This window comes from Embleya sp. NPDC059237, assembly GCF_042754105.1.
In the GTDB taxonomy this organism is placed as follows: domain Bacteria; phylum Actinomycetota; class Actinomycetes; order Streptomycetales; family Streptomycetaceae; genus Embleya.
This window is the reverse complement of sequence record NZ_JBHZAE010000001.1, coordinates 790,255-804,380: the sequence shown is the minus strand read 5'-3', so window position 1 is coordinate 804,380 and position 14,126 is coordinate 790,255. Positions and strand designations below refer to the sequence as shown.

At 70.6% G+C, this 14,126-nt stretch carries 11 protein-coding genes; 7 read left to right on the top strand and 4 right to left on the bottom strand.

From position 1 onward, the window contains the following. Window positions 1-8 precede the first annotated feature (8 nt). Window positions 9-1,490 (bottom strand): tRNA (N6-isopentenyl adenosine(37)-C2)-methylthiotransferase MiaB, encoded by a 1,482-nt coding sequence (gene miaB / locus ACFXKZ_RS03580; protein ID WP_379995938.1) that lies wholly within the window; start codon window positions 1,488-1,490, stop codon window positions 9-11. A 68-nt stretch (window positions 1,491-1,558) separates the two neighbouring features. On the opposite strand from miaB, the gene ACFXKZ_RS03575 reads away from it, so the two are divergent. Both ACFXKZ_RS03575 and ACFXKZ_RS03570 read left to right on the top strand, forming a co-directional pair. Continuing rightward, window positions 1,559-2,560 (top strand): TAXI family TRAP transporter solute-binding subunit, encoded by a 1,002-nt coding sequence (locus ACFXKZ_RS03575; RefSeq protein ID WP_379995937.1) that lies wholly within the window; start codon window positions 1,559-1,561, stop codon window positions 2,558-2,560. Window positions 2,561-2,770: 210 nt separating this feature from the next. Further along, a complete protein-coding gene (locus tag ACFXKZ_RS03570) occupies window positions 2,771-4,690 on the top strand; it encodes a bifunctional serine/threonine-protein kinase/glutamate ABC transporter substrate-binding protein (protein WP_379995936.1) in 1,920 nt (639 codons plus the stop codon). A gap of 123 nt (window positions 4,691-4,813) precedes the next feature. Here the strand turns inward: ACFXKZ_RS03570 and ACFXKZ_RS03565 are convergent, their stop codons facing one another. Both ACFXKZ_RS03565 and ACFXKZ_RS03560 read right to left on the bottom strand, forming a co-directional pair. Then, window positions 4,814-6,229: an ATP-binding protein gene (locus tag ACFXKZ_RS03565; protein WP_379995933.1), complete on the bottom strand. Its 1,416-nt coding sequence runs from the start codon at window positions 6,227-6,229 to the stop codon at window positions 4,814-4,816. Window positions 6,230-6,265: 36 nt separating this feature from the next. Next, complete coding sequence (locus ACFXKZ_RS03560) at window positions 6,266-6,943, bottom strand: response regulator transcription factor (protein WP_126641698.1); 678 nt, start codon at window positions 6,941-6,943, stop codon at window positions 6,266-6,268. Between the two features lie 225 nt (window positions 6,944-7,168). Here ACFXKZ_RS03560 and ACFXKZ_RS03555 point away from each other — a divergent pair, with 225 nt between their 5' ends. From ACFXKZ_RS03555 to ACFXKZ_RS03535, 5 genes are all read left to right on the top strand, one after another. After that, window positions 7,169-7,948, top strand: a complete 780-nt coding sequence (locus ACFXKZ_RS03555; RefSeq protein WP_126641699.1) for an amino acid ABC transporter ATP-binding protein — start codon at window positions 7,169-7,171, stop codon at window positions 7,946-7,948. Window positions 7,949-8,055: 107 nt separating this feature from the next. Then, window positions 8,056-9,006 (top strand): glutamate ABC transporter substrate-binding protein, encoded by a 951-nt coding sequence (locus ACFXKZ_RS03550; protein WP_379995929.1) that lies wholly within the window; start codon window positions 8,056-8,058, stop codon window positions 9,004-9,006. A 148-nt stretch (window positions 9,007-9,154) separates the two neighbouring features. Beyond that, window positions 9,155-9,802 (top strand): amino acid ABC transporter permease, encoded by a 648-nt coding sequence (locus ACFXKZ_RS03545; RefSeq protein WP_379995927.1) that lies wholly within the window; start codon window positions 9,155-9,157, stop codon window positions 9,800-9,802. Beyond that, window positions 9,799-10,686 (top strand): amino acid ABC transporter permease, encoded by an 888-nt coding sequence (locus tag ACFXKZ_RS03540; RefSeq protein WP_379995924.1) that lies wholly within the window; start codon window positions 9,799-9,801, stop codon window positions 10,684-10,686. Before ACFXKZ_RS03545 ends, ACFXKZ_RS03540 begins: the two co-directional genes overlap by 4 nt. A 148-nt stretch (window positions 10,687-10,834) precedes the next feature. Next, window positions 10,835-12,544, top strand: coding sequence for an FAD-dependent monooxygenase (locus ACFXKZ_RS03535; protein WP_379995922.1), 1,710 nt, complete (start codon window positions 10,835-10,837; stop codon window positions 12,542-12,544). A 223-nt stretch (window positions 12,545-12,767) separates the two neighbouring features. Here the strand turns inward: ACFXKZ_RS03535 and ACFXKZ_RS03530 are convergent, their stop codons facing one another. Continuing rightward, complete coding sequence (locus tag ACFXKZ_RS03530; protein WP_379995920.1) at window positions 12,768-13,985, bottom strand: hypothetical protein; 1,218 nt, start codon at window positions 13,983-13,985, stop codon at window positions 12,768-12,770. Window positions 13,986-14,126: the final 141 nt, after the last annotated feature.

Sequence of the window (14,126 nt, the reverse complement as noted above, 5' to 3'; positions counted from 1 at the left end):
CCCACCGGTCAGTCGCAACAACCCGCCGGCGCCGACGGCGCCCCCACCGTGACCGGGGCGCCGATGCTCGGCATCCCGAGCAGTACGCCCGGGCTCGGCGCGGGGGTCGAGGTGCGGCGCTCCCACGCGTCGCCCGCGCGGGTGCGCCGGACAGCGAGCGGGGGGCGCTCGGCCAGCAGGTGGTGCGGCGCGGCGTAGGTGATCTCGACCGCGACCATGTCGCCGGGCCGCACACCGTCGGCGGGGCGCTCGAAGTGCACGAGCCGGTTGTCCGGGGCGCGCCCGGACAACCGCGCGGTGTCGTGGTCCTTGCGGCCCTCGCCCTCGGCGACCAGCACCTCGAGGGTGCGACCGACCTGGGTGCGGTTCTCCGCCCAGGAGATCTCCTCCTGGAGCGCGAGCAGCCGCTGGTAGCGCTCGGTGACCACTTCCTTGGGCACCTGGCCGTCCATCGTGGCGGCGGGGGTGCCGGGGCGCTTGGAGTACTGGAAGGTGAACGCGGCGGCGAAGCGGGCCTCGCGCACCGTGTGCAGGGTCTGCTCGAAGTCCTCGTCGGTCTCCCCGGGGAAGCCCACGATGATGTCGGTGGAGATGGCCGCGTCGGGCATCGCCGCGCGCACCCGCTCGATGATCCCCAGGTAGCGGTCCTGGCGGTAGGAGCGGCGCATCGCCCGCAACATCGAGTCGGACCCGGACTGCAGCGGCATGTGCAGCTGGTGCATGACGTTCGGCGTCTCGGCCATCGCGGCGATCACGTCGTCGGTGAAGTCGCGCGGGTGCGGCGAGGTGAAGCGCACCCGCTCCAGGCCGTCGATCCGCCCGCACGAGCGGAGCAGCTTGGAGAACGCCTCGCGGTCGCCCATGTCGGAGCCGTACGCGTTGACGTTCTGGCCGAGCAGGGTGACCTCGATCACGCCCTCGCCGACCAGCGTCTCGATCTCGGCGAGCACGTCGCCGGGGCGGCGGTCCTTCTCCTTGCCACGCAGCGCGGGCACGATGCAGAACGTGCAGGTGTTGTTGCAGCCCACCGAGATCGCCACCCAGGCCGCGTAGGCCGACTCGCGGCGGGTGGGCAGCGTGGAGGGGAACACGTCGAGCGATTCCAGGATCTCGACCTGGGCCTCCTGCTCGACCCGGGCCCGCTCCAGGAGCACCGGCAGCGAACCCACGTTGTGCGTGCCGAAGACCACGTCGACCCACGGCGCCTTGCGCACGATGGTGTCCCGGTCCTTCTGCGCGAGGCAGCCGCCGACCGCGATCTGCATCCCGGGGCGTTCGGCCTTCGCGGGCGCGAGATGGCCCAGATTCCCGTACAGCTTGTTGTCCGCGTTCTCCCGGACGGCGCACGTGTTGAAGACGACCACGTCGGCCGGCTCCCCCTTGGGCGCGCGGACGTAGCCCGCCTCCTCGAGGAGGCCGGACAGCCGCTCGGAGTCGTGGACGTTCATCTGGCACCCGTAGGTGCGGACCTCATAGCTTCGCGCAGTCATAACACCCGACAGGGTACGGGGTTTGCTTCCTGGCGTGTGTGGCCGACCTCCATGGCAATATCGCCGCCGTGCCCTCCTTGTCGTTCCTCCCCGTTTCCCTGCGCGACGCCTACGCGCGACGCCCCCGCCTGGTGCAGGCCGGGGTGGCGACGCTGCTGCTGTTCTGCCTGGTCGGGGGCTACCTGGTGCTCGGCCGGGACGACCGGCAGGCGCCGAGCGGGCCGGTCTCGCTGGCCACCGGGGTGCCGATGGGGGTGTACCACCGCTACGGCGAACTGCTGCGGCCCCGGCTGTCCGCGGACCTGGGCGTGCGGGTGAGCGTGGATGCCAGCGGAGGGTCGGTGGAGAACCTGCGTCGGGTGGTCGCGGGCGTGGACACCTTCGGCATCTCCACCGCCGACGCGGTGGCCGACCTGGGACCGGGCGACCGGGACCAGTTGCGCGCGGTGGCGCGGCTGTACGACGACTACGTGCAACTCGTGGTGCCGGTCGGTTCGCCGGTGCAGAAGATCACCGACCTGCGCGGGCGTCGGGTGGTGGTCGGGCTGCCCGGCTCGGGGGTGGAGTTGATCACTCGCCGGCTGCTGAGCGAGGTGGGCATGAGCGACATGGAGCAGGCCATCACCCCGGTGCGGGTCGGCATCGGCGAGGCCACCGAGCGGCTCAGGGACGGCACCGTCGACGCGTTCTTCTGGTCCGGCGGGCTGCCCACCGGCGCGGTCTCCGATCTCGCCGAGCACTGGCAGGTGCGGTTGGTGCAACTCGGCGACCTCGCGGGCAAGCTGCGCGATCGTTACGGGCCGGTGTACCGCGAGGCGGTGGTGCCGGCCGACGCCTATCCCGGCGGGACCGAGACGCCGACCATCGCGGTGCCGAATCTGCTGGTCACCCAGGCGTCGCAGGATCCGGAGCTGATCAGGCGGGTGACCGAGACGGTGATGGAGAACCGTGAGGCGATCGGACGCGAGGTGCACGCCGCCCAGTTGGTCGACCCGAGGACGGCGATCTTCACCGATCCGCTGCCGCTGCACACGGGCGCGCTGCGGTGGTACCGATCGGTGAAACCCTGATGGGACAGATCGTGATGCCCAGGGCGTCGCGCGAACGGCTTCGATGGCACATGCTGGGTCGTGTCATCGTGTTCGGGACCGACATCTACGCTCTGAGCCTGTGGGCCAGACCGTGCGCGGTCCCCGAACCGACGCCGTGAGCCGACCGGGGGGAAGGCTGCACAGCATGTTCAGGGAGGCCCGCTTGCTCGGGAGGAGGGTGCGACCGCGGTGTCCGAGGGGGAGATCGGCCGAATACTGAACAATCGTTACCGGCTGAGCCGCAGTCTCGGCCGAGGCGGTATGGGCGAGGTCTGGCTGGCCGTCGACACCGCCCTCGGTCGCGAGGTCGCGATCAAGGAACTGCTGCTGCCCAAGTCGCTGGACGCGGGATCCCAGCGTTCCTGGCTGGAGCGCAGCAAGCGCGAGGCGATCGCGGCGGCCCGTATTCGCCACGAGAACGTGGTGACGGTCCACGACGTCTTCGAGGAAGACGGTTTGCCGTGGATCGTCATGGAATTGGTGATTTCGCGGTCGCTGGCCGACGTGATCCGCGCGGAGGGTCGACTCGACCACGCCGAGGCGGCCCGGATCGGCCTGGACGTACTGCGGGCGTTGCGCGCCGCGCACGCCAAGGGTGTGCTGCACCGTGACGTGAAGCCGGCCAACGTCCTGCTCGGCATGGACGGCCGGGTGGTGCTCACCGACTTCGGCATCGCCACCTTCGTCGACGCGCCGCAGGTGACCCAGTTCGGCGAACTGCTCGGCACGCCGGGCTATCTGGCGCCCGAGCGCGCGGAACAGTTCGCCCGGTCCCGGCCCAGCGTGCTTACCGACGACGCGAACGGGGACCACACGCTCGCCGACCGGCCGGACGGGCTCGATCCCGCCTCAGACCTGTGGTCGTTGGGCGCGACGCTGTACGAAATGGTCGAGGGCATGGCCCCGTTCCGCCGGGCCTCGCCGGTGGAGGTCGTGGACGCGGTGGTCAACGCGCCGCCCGCGCCGCCCAGGCACGCCGGTCCGCTGGAGTCGGTGATCATGGGCCTGTTGCGCAAGGACCCGACCCGGCGCCTGGACGCCAAGGAGACCGACGCGCTGCTGACCCGGGTGGTGCAGGACTCGGTGCCGGTGACGTGGGGCGGTGATCCGCTGCCCCGCCGTGACGAGCGCGCCGATCGGGACGAGGACGTCGACGCGACCTTCGCGGGCGAGCCGCCGGCCGACGAGCCGTCCGCGCGCCCGGCGCGCCCGTCCCGCTGGTGGCGGCGTACCCGGATCGCGCTGCCCGCCGCGCTGGCCTTCCTGCTGGTCGCCGTCGGGGTGTCGTGGCTGGCGGTGGAGAACAACCGGGCCGAGGGCGGCACGCATCAGGCCGACCCGCTCGCGAACCTGCGCAAGAACTCGCCGACCTACCGGGAGATGGTGGCCCGGGGCCGGGTGATCATCGGGGTCAAGCCGGACCAGCCGGGGTGGAGCGTGCGCACCGGCGATCAGGCGTATCAGGGCTTCGACGACGACGTGGCCCTGATGATCGCCGAGGACCTGGGGTTCAAGGACCGCGTCACGTTCATGGACGTGGAGACGCAAAACCGCGAGTACCGGATCACCAGCGGCCAGGTCGACCTGGTCGTGGCGAGCTACACGATCAACGCGGTCCGCGCGCAGAAGGTCTCCTTCGCCGGGCCGTACTACATCGCCGGGCAGGACTTCCTGGTCCGCACCGACGATCCCGGGGTCAACGGCCCCGAGGACCTCGCGCACAGTTCCGTGTGCGTGGTGCGCGAGTCGACCTCGGCGTTGCGCATCCGCGGCGAGTTCCCGACCATGCGGGTCGAGGAGCGCGGCAAGTATTCGGAGTGTGTGGACGAGTTGCTGGCCGGCAGAGTGCGCGGGGTCAGCACCGACGACGCGATCCTGTCCGGCTTCGTCGTGCAACACCCGGGGGCACTGCGGATCCTGGGCCGGCCGTTCTCCGACGAGCCGTACGGAGTGGGCCTGAGCAAGGGCGACGTGGCGCTCGCCGAAGCCGTGTGCGGCGCGTTGAACCGGCACATCGCCAACGGCGACTGGCAGCGCGCCTACGACGCGCGGTTGCGCCCGCTGGGCCTGCCGCAGCCGCGCGCGCCGCAGTGCCGGGTGAACGAGTAGGCCGCCGACCGGACGGGCCCGCGTCCGCCTTCCCGGCGGCCGGGTCAGCGCGGGTGAACTCGGCGCGAGGTGAACCGGAGGCGGCTTCGGCGCCGGGTGGATCGCCTCTCGCGCGGCGCCGGTTCAGTCGGCCCTGGGGACCGTCAGCGTGACGGTGAGGCCGCCGCCCTCGCGCGCGGCGAAGTCGATCGTGCCGCCGCTCGCGGCGAGCAGCGTGCGGGCGATGGACAGGCCCAGACCGGAGCCGTCCACGTTCTGGTGCCGGGGGCTGCGCCAGAAGCGGTCGCCCACCCGGCGCATCTCCTCGAAGGTGAGCCCGGGGCCGCGGTCGCTGACCCGGATCTCCACCTCGCCGCCCACCGCCGCGCACGCGACGGTGATCGTGCTGTCCTCCGGGGCGAACTTGAGCGCGTTGTCCAGGATCGCGTCCAGCGCGCTGCCGAGCGTGACCGGGTCCACGTTCCCGGTGAGCGCGAGCGGGCCCTCCTGCTCGAACCGCCGGGCGCGCGAGCGGGCCAGGGTCTGCCACGCGTCCACCCGCTCGTGCACCAGCGCCGCCACGTCGACGGCCCGGGCGGACGGGCGCGCATTCTCGGCCAGTGCCAGTTCGAGGAGTTCGTCCAACACGCGGGTAAGCCGACGGCCCTCGTCCCGCACCCCCTCCAGCGTCTCGCCGTGTCCCGGCGGCAACGACAGACCCAGTTCCTCGATCCGCAGGAGCAGCGCCGACAGCGGATTGCGCAACTGGTGCGAGGCGTCGGCGGCGAACGCCCGCTGCTGGTCCACCACGGTCTCCACGTGGTCCGCCATCTCGTTGAACGACCGTGCCAGGCGCCGCAGTTCCGGCGGCCCCTGGGCGCCGGCCACGCGCGCCCCGAGCCGGCCGGTGGCGATCTCGTGGGTCACCGAGTCGAGCACTCGCACCGGGCGCAGCACCCAGCCGGTCAGCCGGGTCGCGAGCAGCAACGCGGCCAGTACCGCGACCACTTCGCCGGCGAACAGAATCAGCCACACCTGCTGGATTTTCGAACGCATGCGACCGGTCGGCGAGTCGGTGAGCACCACCGCGACCACATCGCCCCGGTGGATCACCGGCACCGCCACCACGATGCGATCGCGCTGCCAGGGCCACACCTGTCCGGGGTCGTCGCTGCGCCGTCCGGCCAGCGCCTCGGTGAACGCGGGCGAGCGCGGATCGACCCGAAATCCCTGATGGGACACGGCGATCGGCTGGCCGCGCCGGTCGAAGGCGCCGACCCGGATGCCGTAGACGGCCTCGTAGCGCTCCAGTTCGGAGCGGAGCATGTCGAGGTCGACGGCGTCCGGTCCGGGCGGCACGTCGCTTTCGGTCTGCGCGCGCAGCGTGTCCGAGACCACGGTCAGCTGGGTGTCCGAAACGAAGCGGGTCAGGTCGTCCACGCGATCGCGGATCAGCTCCTGCTGATGCGCGGCGGCACGGGAGATGGCCAACGGGATGCCGAGGGCGATCAGCACCGCGGTCATCAGGGCGAGGAGCAATGCGAGCAGGCGGGTGCGCACGGGAACCGGTGACGATCCTTCGGGAAGCCGGTGGGATCAGGCCTCGGGGACGACACGGTAGCCCACGCCGCGCACCGTCTCGACGATCGCCGGGTTCCCGAGCTTGGAGCGCAGCGACGCGACGTGCACCTCCAGGGTGCGATTGTTGCCCGCCCAGCTGGTGTGCCAGACCTCGCTGATGATCTGTTCGCGGCGAAAGACCACGCCCGGACGCTGGGCGAGGAGGGCGAGCAGGTCGAACTCCTTGCGGGTGAGCACCACGTCGACGCCGCCGACGGTGACCCGCCGGGTGGCCGGGTCCAGCTCGATGCCGCCGGGCCCCTTGGCGGGCGGCGGGGTCTCCGCGGCGGGCGCGTCGCTGCGCGTACGCCTGCTCACCGCGTGTATTCGGGCCAGCAGTTCACCGATGTCGTAGGGCTTGGTGACGTAGTCGTCGGCGCCCAGGTTCAGTCCGTGTATCCGGGATCGAATGTCCGCCCGCGCGGTCACCATGATCACCGGGACGTCGCACAGCCTGCGGATCCGGCTGCACACCTCGAAGCCGTCGTGGTCGGGCAGCGACAGGTCCAGGAGCACCACGTCGGGCACGTCGTCGAGCGCGGCGAGGGCCTCCTCGCCGGTGGTGGCGTGCCGCACGGTGAATCCGTGTCGGCCCAGCACCGCGCGTAGCGGCGCGGCGACACGCAGGTCGTCCTCAACGAGCAGGAGGCGCACGTGGTTCCTCACATCTGACGGTCCGTTACCGACTCTTGACCTCAAGACAAGCTCAAGTGCACTGACTGGAGGGGTGCTGCCTGCCTTAGTGTCACGCACCACCCGGCCTCGCCGGGAGCCCTCGAACCCACCTGCCACCCGGTCGCGCAAAAAGATACGGGACGACTCTGGACGGAGCCCGCCATCGTGACGACGGATGCCTCTGACACCACACCGAAGCCGCCGGTGCTCACCAAGAGCGAAGTCGGCAAGGACGCCGTCCACCCCGGCGCACCCCTTGTCGTCTTGGAGAACGTCAACAAGCACTTCGGCGCCCTGCACGTGCTGCAGGACATCGACCTGACCATCCACAAGGGCGAGGTCGTCGTCGTCATCGGTCCGTCGGGATCGGGCAAGTCGACCCTGTGCCGCACGATCAACCGCCTCGAGGCGATCGACGGCGGTCGGATCACCATCGACGGCGCCCTGCTGCCGCAGGAGGGCCGCGAGCTGGCCCGGCTGCGCTCCGACGTGGGCATGGTGTTCCAGTCGTTCAACCTGTTCGCGCACAAGACCGTGCTGCAGAACGTCACGCTGGGCCCGCTCAAGGTTCGCCGCGAGAAGGCCGATGTGGTCACCCGGCGCGCGCACGAGCTGCTCGACCGGGTCGGCGTGGGCAGCCAGGCGGACAAGTACCCCGCCCAGCTCTCCGGTGGCCAGCAGCAGCGCGTCGCGATCGCCCGCGCGCTGGCCATGGAGCCCAAGGTGATGCTCTTCGACGAGCCCACCTCGGCGCTCGACCCGGAGATGATCAACGAGGTCCTCGAGGTCATGCGCGACCTGGCCCGCGAGGGCATGACGATGGTCGTGGTGACCCACGAGATGGGCTTCGCGCGCTCCGCCGCGAACCGGGTGATCTTCATGGCCGACGGCCGCATCGTCGAGGAGAACACGCCCGAGGAGTTCTTCAGCAACCCGCGCAGCGACCGGGCCCGGGACTTCCTCTCCAAGATCCTGCACCACTGAGCGCCGTCGGGCGCCCCCAGCCCGCCCGACGACGTCGCGACTCCCGCTCCGCAGCCCGTGGTTCGGCCACCGCCAGGCCTGTTCCCCTTTTCCGAAGGACGTTGATCATGAAGATGCGCTCATCCGTGGCCGTCGCCGGCATCGCCGTGCTCGCCCTGTTCGGCACCGCGTGTGGCAAGGACGGTTCGCCCGAGGCCAAAACCCCGGCCGGTTCGACCGGCGGTTCGCAAGGTGCCCCCGGCGCGCCCGGCGGCGCCGCGCCCGAACTGCCCACCTACACCCCCAAGACGGGTGTGGCGCTCACCGGCTCGAAGACGTTCGACGCGGCCAAGTCGCGCGGCAAGCTGGTCGTCGGCGCCAAGGAGGACCAGCCCTTCCTCGGCTCCAAGGACCCGGCCACCGGCAAGGTCTCCGGTTTCGACATCGAGATCGCCAAGATGATCGCGGCCGACCTCGGCTTCGGCCCGGACAAGATCGAGTTCAAGGCGATCGCCTCGACCAACCGTGAGAACGCCCTGGTCAACGGCGACATCGACTACTACGTCGGCACCTACAGCATCACCGACAAGCGTAAGCAGCAGGTGTCCTTCGCGGGTCCGTACTACATCGCCGGCCAGTCCCTCCTGGTCCGCAAGAACGAGACCGCGATCACCGGCAAGGACACCATCAAGGGCAAGACGGTCTGCTCGGCGAAGGGCTCGACCCCGCTGCAGAACCTCCAGACCAACTTCCCCGACACCACCACCCGCGTCTTCGACACCTACTCGCTGTGTGTCGAGAGCCTGCTCTCCAACCAGGTCGACGCGGTCTCCACCGACGACGCGATCCTCAAGGGCTACGCGGCCAAGGACCCCAAGGCGCTCAAGGTGGTCGGCGAGCCGTTCACCACCGAGAACTACGGCGTCGGCCTGAACAAGGACGACTCGGTCTTCCGCAACGCGGTCAGCGACGCCATCGAGGCGCACGAGAAGAACGGCGACTGGAAGAAGGCGTACGACGCCACCCTGGGCCTGTCCGGCTCGGCGGCCCCGGCCATCCCGGCGCTCGTCCGCTACTGATCGTCCGCAGTCCCGCGCGCCGGCCGGTCCCGGCTCCCCCTCGACCGGCCGGCGCGTGCCCCTCCCGTCCCCGCCGCACCAGACCGTGGGTACGGGCCGTCACGCCAACCCTTGAACCCACGATCACGGAGAGGAGGGCTCGATCACGATGCTCGAAGTGATCCAGGACAACTGGGACCTCTTGCGGCACGGCTTCGTCGGGACGCTCAAGCTGACCGTCGTCTGTGGGATCGTGTCGCTTCTGCTCGGCACGCTGATAGCCGCGTGTCGGGTCTCGCCGGTGCCGCCGCTGCGCTGGTTCGGCGCCACCTACGTCAACCTTTTCCGCAACACCCCCCTGACACTGATCTTCTTCGCCGTCGCGCTCGGTTTCCCGAAGCTGCGCTTCAACTTCTCCTACTTCGAGTTCGCGGTCATCGCGCTGAGCACCTACACCGCCGCGTTCATCTGCGAGGCGATCCGCTCGGGCATCAACACCGTGCCGATCGGCCAGGCCGAGGCGGCCCGCAGCCTCGGGATGTCCTTCACCCAGACGCTGAGCCAGATCGTGCTGCCCCAGGCCGGTCGGGCGGCGGTCCCGCCGATCGGCAGCCTGCTGATCGCGATGGTCCGCAACTCGGCCATCGCCAGCGCCTTCAACGTCACCGAACTCATGGGCACCAGCGCGCAGATGGTCGAGAACGGCTACAAGTCGCTGTGGGTCCTGCTGTGGATCGCGGTCGGCTACCTGATCATCACCCTGTCCATGAGCGCCGCGCTGGCCGCGCTCGAAAAGAAGCTGGCGGTGGTCCGATGAGCCGCGAAGCGAGCGTGCTGTTCGACGTCCCCGGCCCCAGGGCGCGTCGCCGCAACCTGATCATCGGCGTCGTCGGCAGTCTGGGTCTGGCCGCGTTCCTGGTCTTCGTGATCGTGCGGTTCAACGACACCGGCCAGTTCGAGTCGGCCAAGTGGGACCCGTTCCAGTACAACGGTGTCCAGCAGTTCATCTTCGACGGCCTCAAGGCCACGCTGAAGGCGTTCGCGCTGGCTGCGGTGTTCTCCATCGTGCTCGGTGCCTTCCTGGCCGCCGGCCGGCTCTCGGATCACAAGATCGTGCGCTGGGCCTCGACCACGTTCGTGACCTTCTTCCGCGCCATGCCGCTGCTGGTGCTGATCTTCATGCTCTACCTCGTCCCGGGCAGCCAGGGCTGGTGGAAGTGGGATCCGATGTGGCCGCTGGTGGTCGGTCTGACCATCTACAACGGCACCGTGCAGGCGGAGAACATCCGCGCCGGCATCCTGGCCGTGCCCAAGGGGCAGAGCGAGGCGGCCTACGCGCTGGGCATGCGCAAGACCCAGGTGATGACGATGATCCTGGTCCCCCAGGGCATCCGCACCATGCTTCCGACGATCATCAGCCAGATCGTGGTGACCCTCAAGGACACCTCGCTCGGCTTCCTGATCACCTACCCGGAACTGCTCGCGGCGGCCAAGCTGATCGGCGGCTACCAGGACTACAACATGCCGTTCATCCCGGTCACCATCATCGTCGGCACCATCTACGTGGCGATGTGCATGATCCTGTCGGCGTTCGCGACCTGGCTGGAGCGCAGGCTGCGCACCTCCCGCAAGGGCAAGCCGCCGGTCGTCGTCCCGCCGACGCAGGCCGAGTCGTCCCTCGACAAGATGGCCATCGTCTGACCCCGTCGACACGCCGTCCCACCCCGCACCACCGACCGACGCCCCGCGGTGAACGCCACCCGCGGGGCGTCGCTTTGTCGTCGTAGGGCCCCGGTGCCGGATGATGGGCGACGAGTACGACACGTCTTGCAACACTTGGGGGGCCACGATGGCGGGCAACGCTCCGCGCGCGGACTCGGTGATCATCGCGGGCGCCGGGCCCGCCGGTTTGGCCGCCGCACTGGCGCTGGCCGGGCGCGGGGTGCGCTCGGTGGTGCTCGACATGGGCAACGGCACGCCCCGCGCGGGTTCGCGGGCCTGTGGTCTGGAGGCCTCGACGCTGGCCTTCGTCTACGACCTGACCGGCACCCGGCTCGACGGCGCCGCCGAACCGTGGGGGGTCCAGCGCATCCGCCGGCGCGGTCGCGACGTACCGCAGCCGGTGGCCGAGCCCGAGGCTCCGGTGCGCTACGGGCTGTCCCAACAGCGGCTGGAGCGTGCCCTGTTGGACGCCGCGCACGCCAGTCCCCTGGTGACCACCGCGTGGCGTCACCGGATCGAGGGCGTCGAGCAGGACGAAACATCGGTCACCGTGCTCGCCCGGGGCCCGGGCGGGCCGGTCAGGTTTCGGGCCCAGTGGCTGGTCGGCTGCGACGGCGCCCGCTCGGTGGTGCGCCGCGCGGTCGACGTGCGCTTTCCGGGTCGGCCGCGGGTGGACCGGCTGTTGTGCGCCGACGTGAAGGTACGGCTGCCGCGCCGGATCACCGCGACGGCGCTGGTGCCGCCGGACCCCTCGCTCGCCGACGAGCCCGCGAGCCCGGACCTCGGCGGGCCGGCCACGCCGTGGTTGTTCGTCGACCCGCCGTTCCACCGCGGCGGTACCGTCTTGGCCCAGCCGCTGCCGGACGACGTGTGGCGGCTGACCTGGCAGTTGCCGATGGCGCACGGGGTGGCCAAGGCCGCCGAGGAGACGCGGGTGATCCCGGTGACGGGCGATCCGGCCGACCCCAAGCGCATCGCCGCGCGGGTGCGTTCGGTGCTGCGCACCCTCGACGCGCTCTCGCCCGAGCCCGACGCGTCCGAGGATCCCGCGCACGACCTGCTGTGGAGTGGCGAGTACGAGGTGCATCAGCGGCTCGCCCGGCGATTTCGGGTCGGCCGGGTGCTGCTCGCCGGCGACGCCGCGCACCTGGTCCACCCGTCCGCCGCCGACGCGGTCGAACTCGGCCTGCAGGACGTGCGCAACCTGGCCTGGAAGCTGGCCTTCACGCTGCGGGGTTACGCGCCCATCCGGCTCCTGGAGACGTACCACGGCGAACGCCGGGGCGCCGCCCGCCGTCGACTCGCGCTCGGGGAGGACGCGCTCCACTTCCTCGCGCCCGCGAGCCCGGCGCAGAAGGTCGGCCGCCGGCTGACCCTGATGGGCGCGCGCGGCAAGGGCACCACGCTGCGCCGGCTCGACCCGCGCGGGCCGGCGGCGAGCACGTCCGGCCCGGACTACGCCGGCTCGCCGCTGCTCACCCCCGGGCCGGGTGTGGGCGAGTGGATCCGCGACGTCGAGGTGTTTCGCGCGGACGGCGCCGAGGGATGGCTGAGCGAGTGCCTGGACCGCGGCCTGGTCGTGCTGCTGATCGCCCCCGGCATACAGGTGTGGCACGGCGACGGCTGGCGCGAGGCCGGCCTGATGCCCAGGCTGCGCGGCCGGCTGGACAAACTCGCCGCGCCCGCCGAGCTGGTGGTCACCCCGGACTACCCGGGCACCACCGCCCACACGATCCTGCTCATCCGCCCCGACGGCTACATAGCCGCCCACCTGCCCCCCGAAAACCTGGACATCCTCGAGGAATCCATAAACCGAGCCCGCGGAGCCGGCCACTGACACCCGGAAACGGCCCGGCCCACGTCGTCCTCGACCGCCGGCCGGGCCGAAGTGTGCCGCCGGGTTCGGAACCCGCCCTCGGCAAAACCAAGCACCGCACGGGTTGATTGCAGCCCGTCCGGCGTTCGAGGACACCCGAAACAGCCGGCACCGCACTCGTGCCGAACAAACAAAGCCCGTCCGGCGCTTGAGGACGCGGCGCCGCAGGCCGGCCGGGCTTCGGTCAGATTCCGTAGTGCCACGTGGTCAGCATGTACGCGCCGTACCACATCCCGAACAGGCACGCGCCGCCCAGCACCAGCACGGCCGTGCGGGTCCGCGCCCTCGCCAGCACCGTCGCCAGTGGGACGAAGAACAGCAGCGTGGGGATCATCAGCCGCAACTTCGAGTGGTAGTAGTTGCTCTGACACAGCGTCATCACCAGGATCGACAGCCCGTACACCGCCAACGGCGGCCAGATGCGCCGGTTCAGCGCGACCAGCGAGCCGACCACCGCCGCGATGATCAGCACCGCCGTGCTGACCGCTATCCACTGGTCGCCGTTGCGCAGCGTGTCGGTGAGGAAGTGCCGGACCGCGTCCCCGTTGTCCCACTTGGTGCCCCACCCGGCGTCCTGGATGGTGAACCACGCATCGATCTCGCCCAGCCGCTCGCCCACCCACAACAGGTAGAGCGGCATCCCCATGCACGCGATCGCACACGCGGCGATCGGCGCGGACATCAGCCGCCGATGCCGCCACATCTCCATCAGCGCCGCCACCCCGAGCGCGGCGATCGCCGCGATGCCCGCCGGTCGGGTCACGCTCGTCAGACACGCGAGCAGGCCCGCGGTCAACCAGGCCTTGCGATGCGCGGCCAACAGCGTGCCCACCGCGAGCGCCAGGAAGAGCGTCTCGCTGTAGGCCATCGAGAACACCACGGACATCGGCTGCGCGCCGCCCACCAGGACGACCATCACCAACGCCGCGCGCCGGTCGTACAGGCGCGTCATGAACACGTACAGCACGCACATCGCGGCGGCGGTGGCCAGGTGCCCGGCGATCAGGCCGGCCGTCTCGTAGTCGGTGCCGGTCAGGTAGTGCACGATCCGGACCAGGCCCGGATACAGCGGGAAGAACGCGAGCGTGTTCCCGGTGAGGTCGCCCTCGGGGGTGTACGTGAAGCTGTCCGGGTAGCCGTGCGCGGCGACGTCCACGTACCAGTGCGCGTCCCACTGCAACAGCCGATCGCGCAGGCTCGGTCCGCCCGGCGGGATCATCCACGAGAGCACGAGCAGTTGCGCCAGCGCGGTGGCGGCGTAGACGGCCAGCGGGCGCCACAGGAGGCGAAGGCCGCGCTCCACGAACGACAGGGCTCCCGACACGCGCTCGTCGGATGCGCCCCGGCCCGGTCCGGACGGGGGCGCGCCCGGTATCCGGGGTTCGTCGATGACGGTCAACACGTACTCCTCGTTGGGTTCGTCTATTGAACGCTGGGGGCAACTGGGACGGTTGACGCCCTTCGTGCCGTTTCTGTGTGGCCTATGTCACGCGCTCGACTTCTGACGCTCTGTCAACTCCGGGCGTGAAGTTCTACTGTGCTG

Excerpts from the sequence above, each read along its gene's own strand:
- ACFXKZ_RS03540 (WP_379995924.1), top strand. The coding sequence starts at position 9,799 with ATGAGCCGCGAAGCGAGCGTGCTGTTCGACGTCCCCGGCCCCAGGGCG.
- ACFXKZ_RS03535 (WP_379995922.1), top strand. The coding sequence starts at position 10,835 with ATGGCGGGCAACGCTCCGCGCGCGGACTCGGTGATCATCGCGGGCGCC.
- miaB (WP_379995938.1), bottom strand. The coding sequence starts at position 1,490 with ATGACTGCGCGAAGCTATGAGGTCCGCACCTACGGGTGCCAGATGAAC.
- ACFXKZ_RS03545 (WP_379995927.1), top strand. The coding sequence starts at position 9,155 with ATGCTCGAAGTGATCCAGGACAACTGGGACCTCTTGCGGCACGGCTTC.
- ACFXKZ_RS03550 (WP_379995929.1), top strand. The coding sequence starts at position 8,056 with ATGAAGATGCGCTCATCCGTGGCCGTCGCCGGCATCGCCGTGCTCGCC.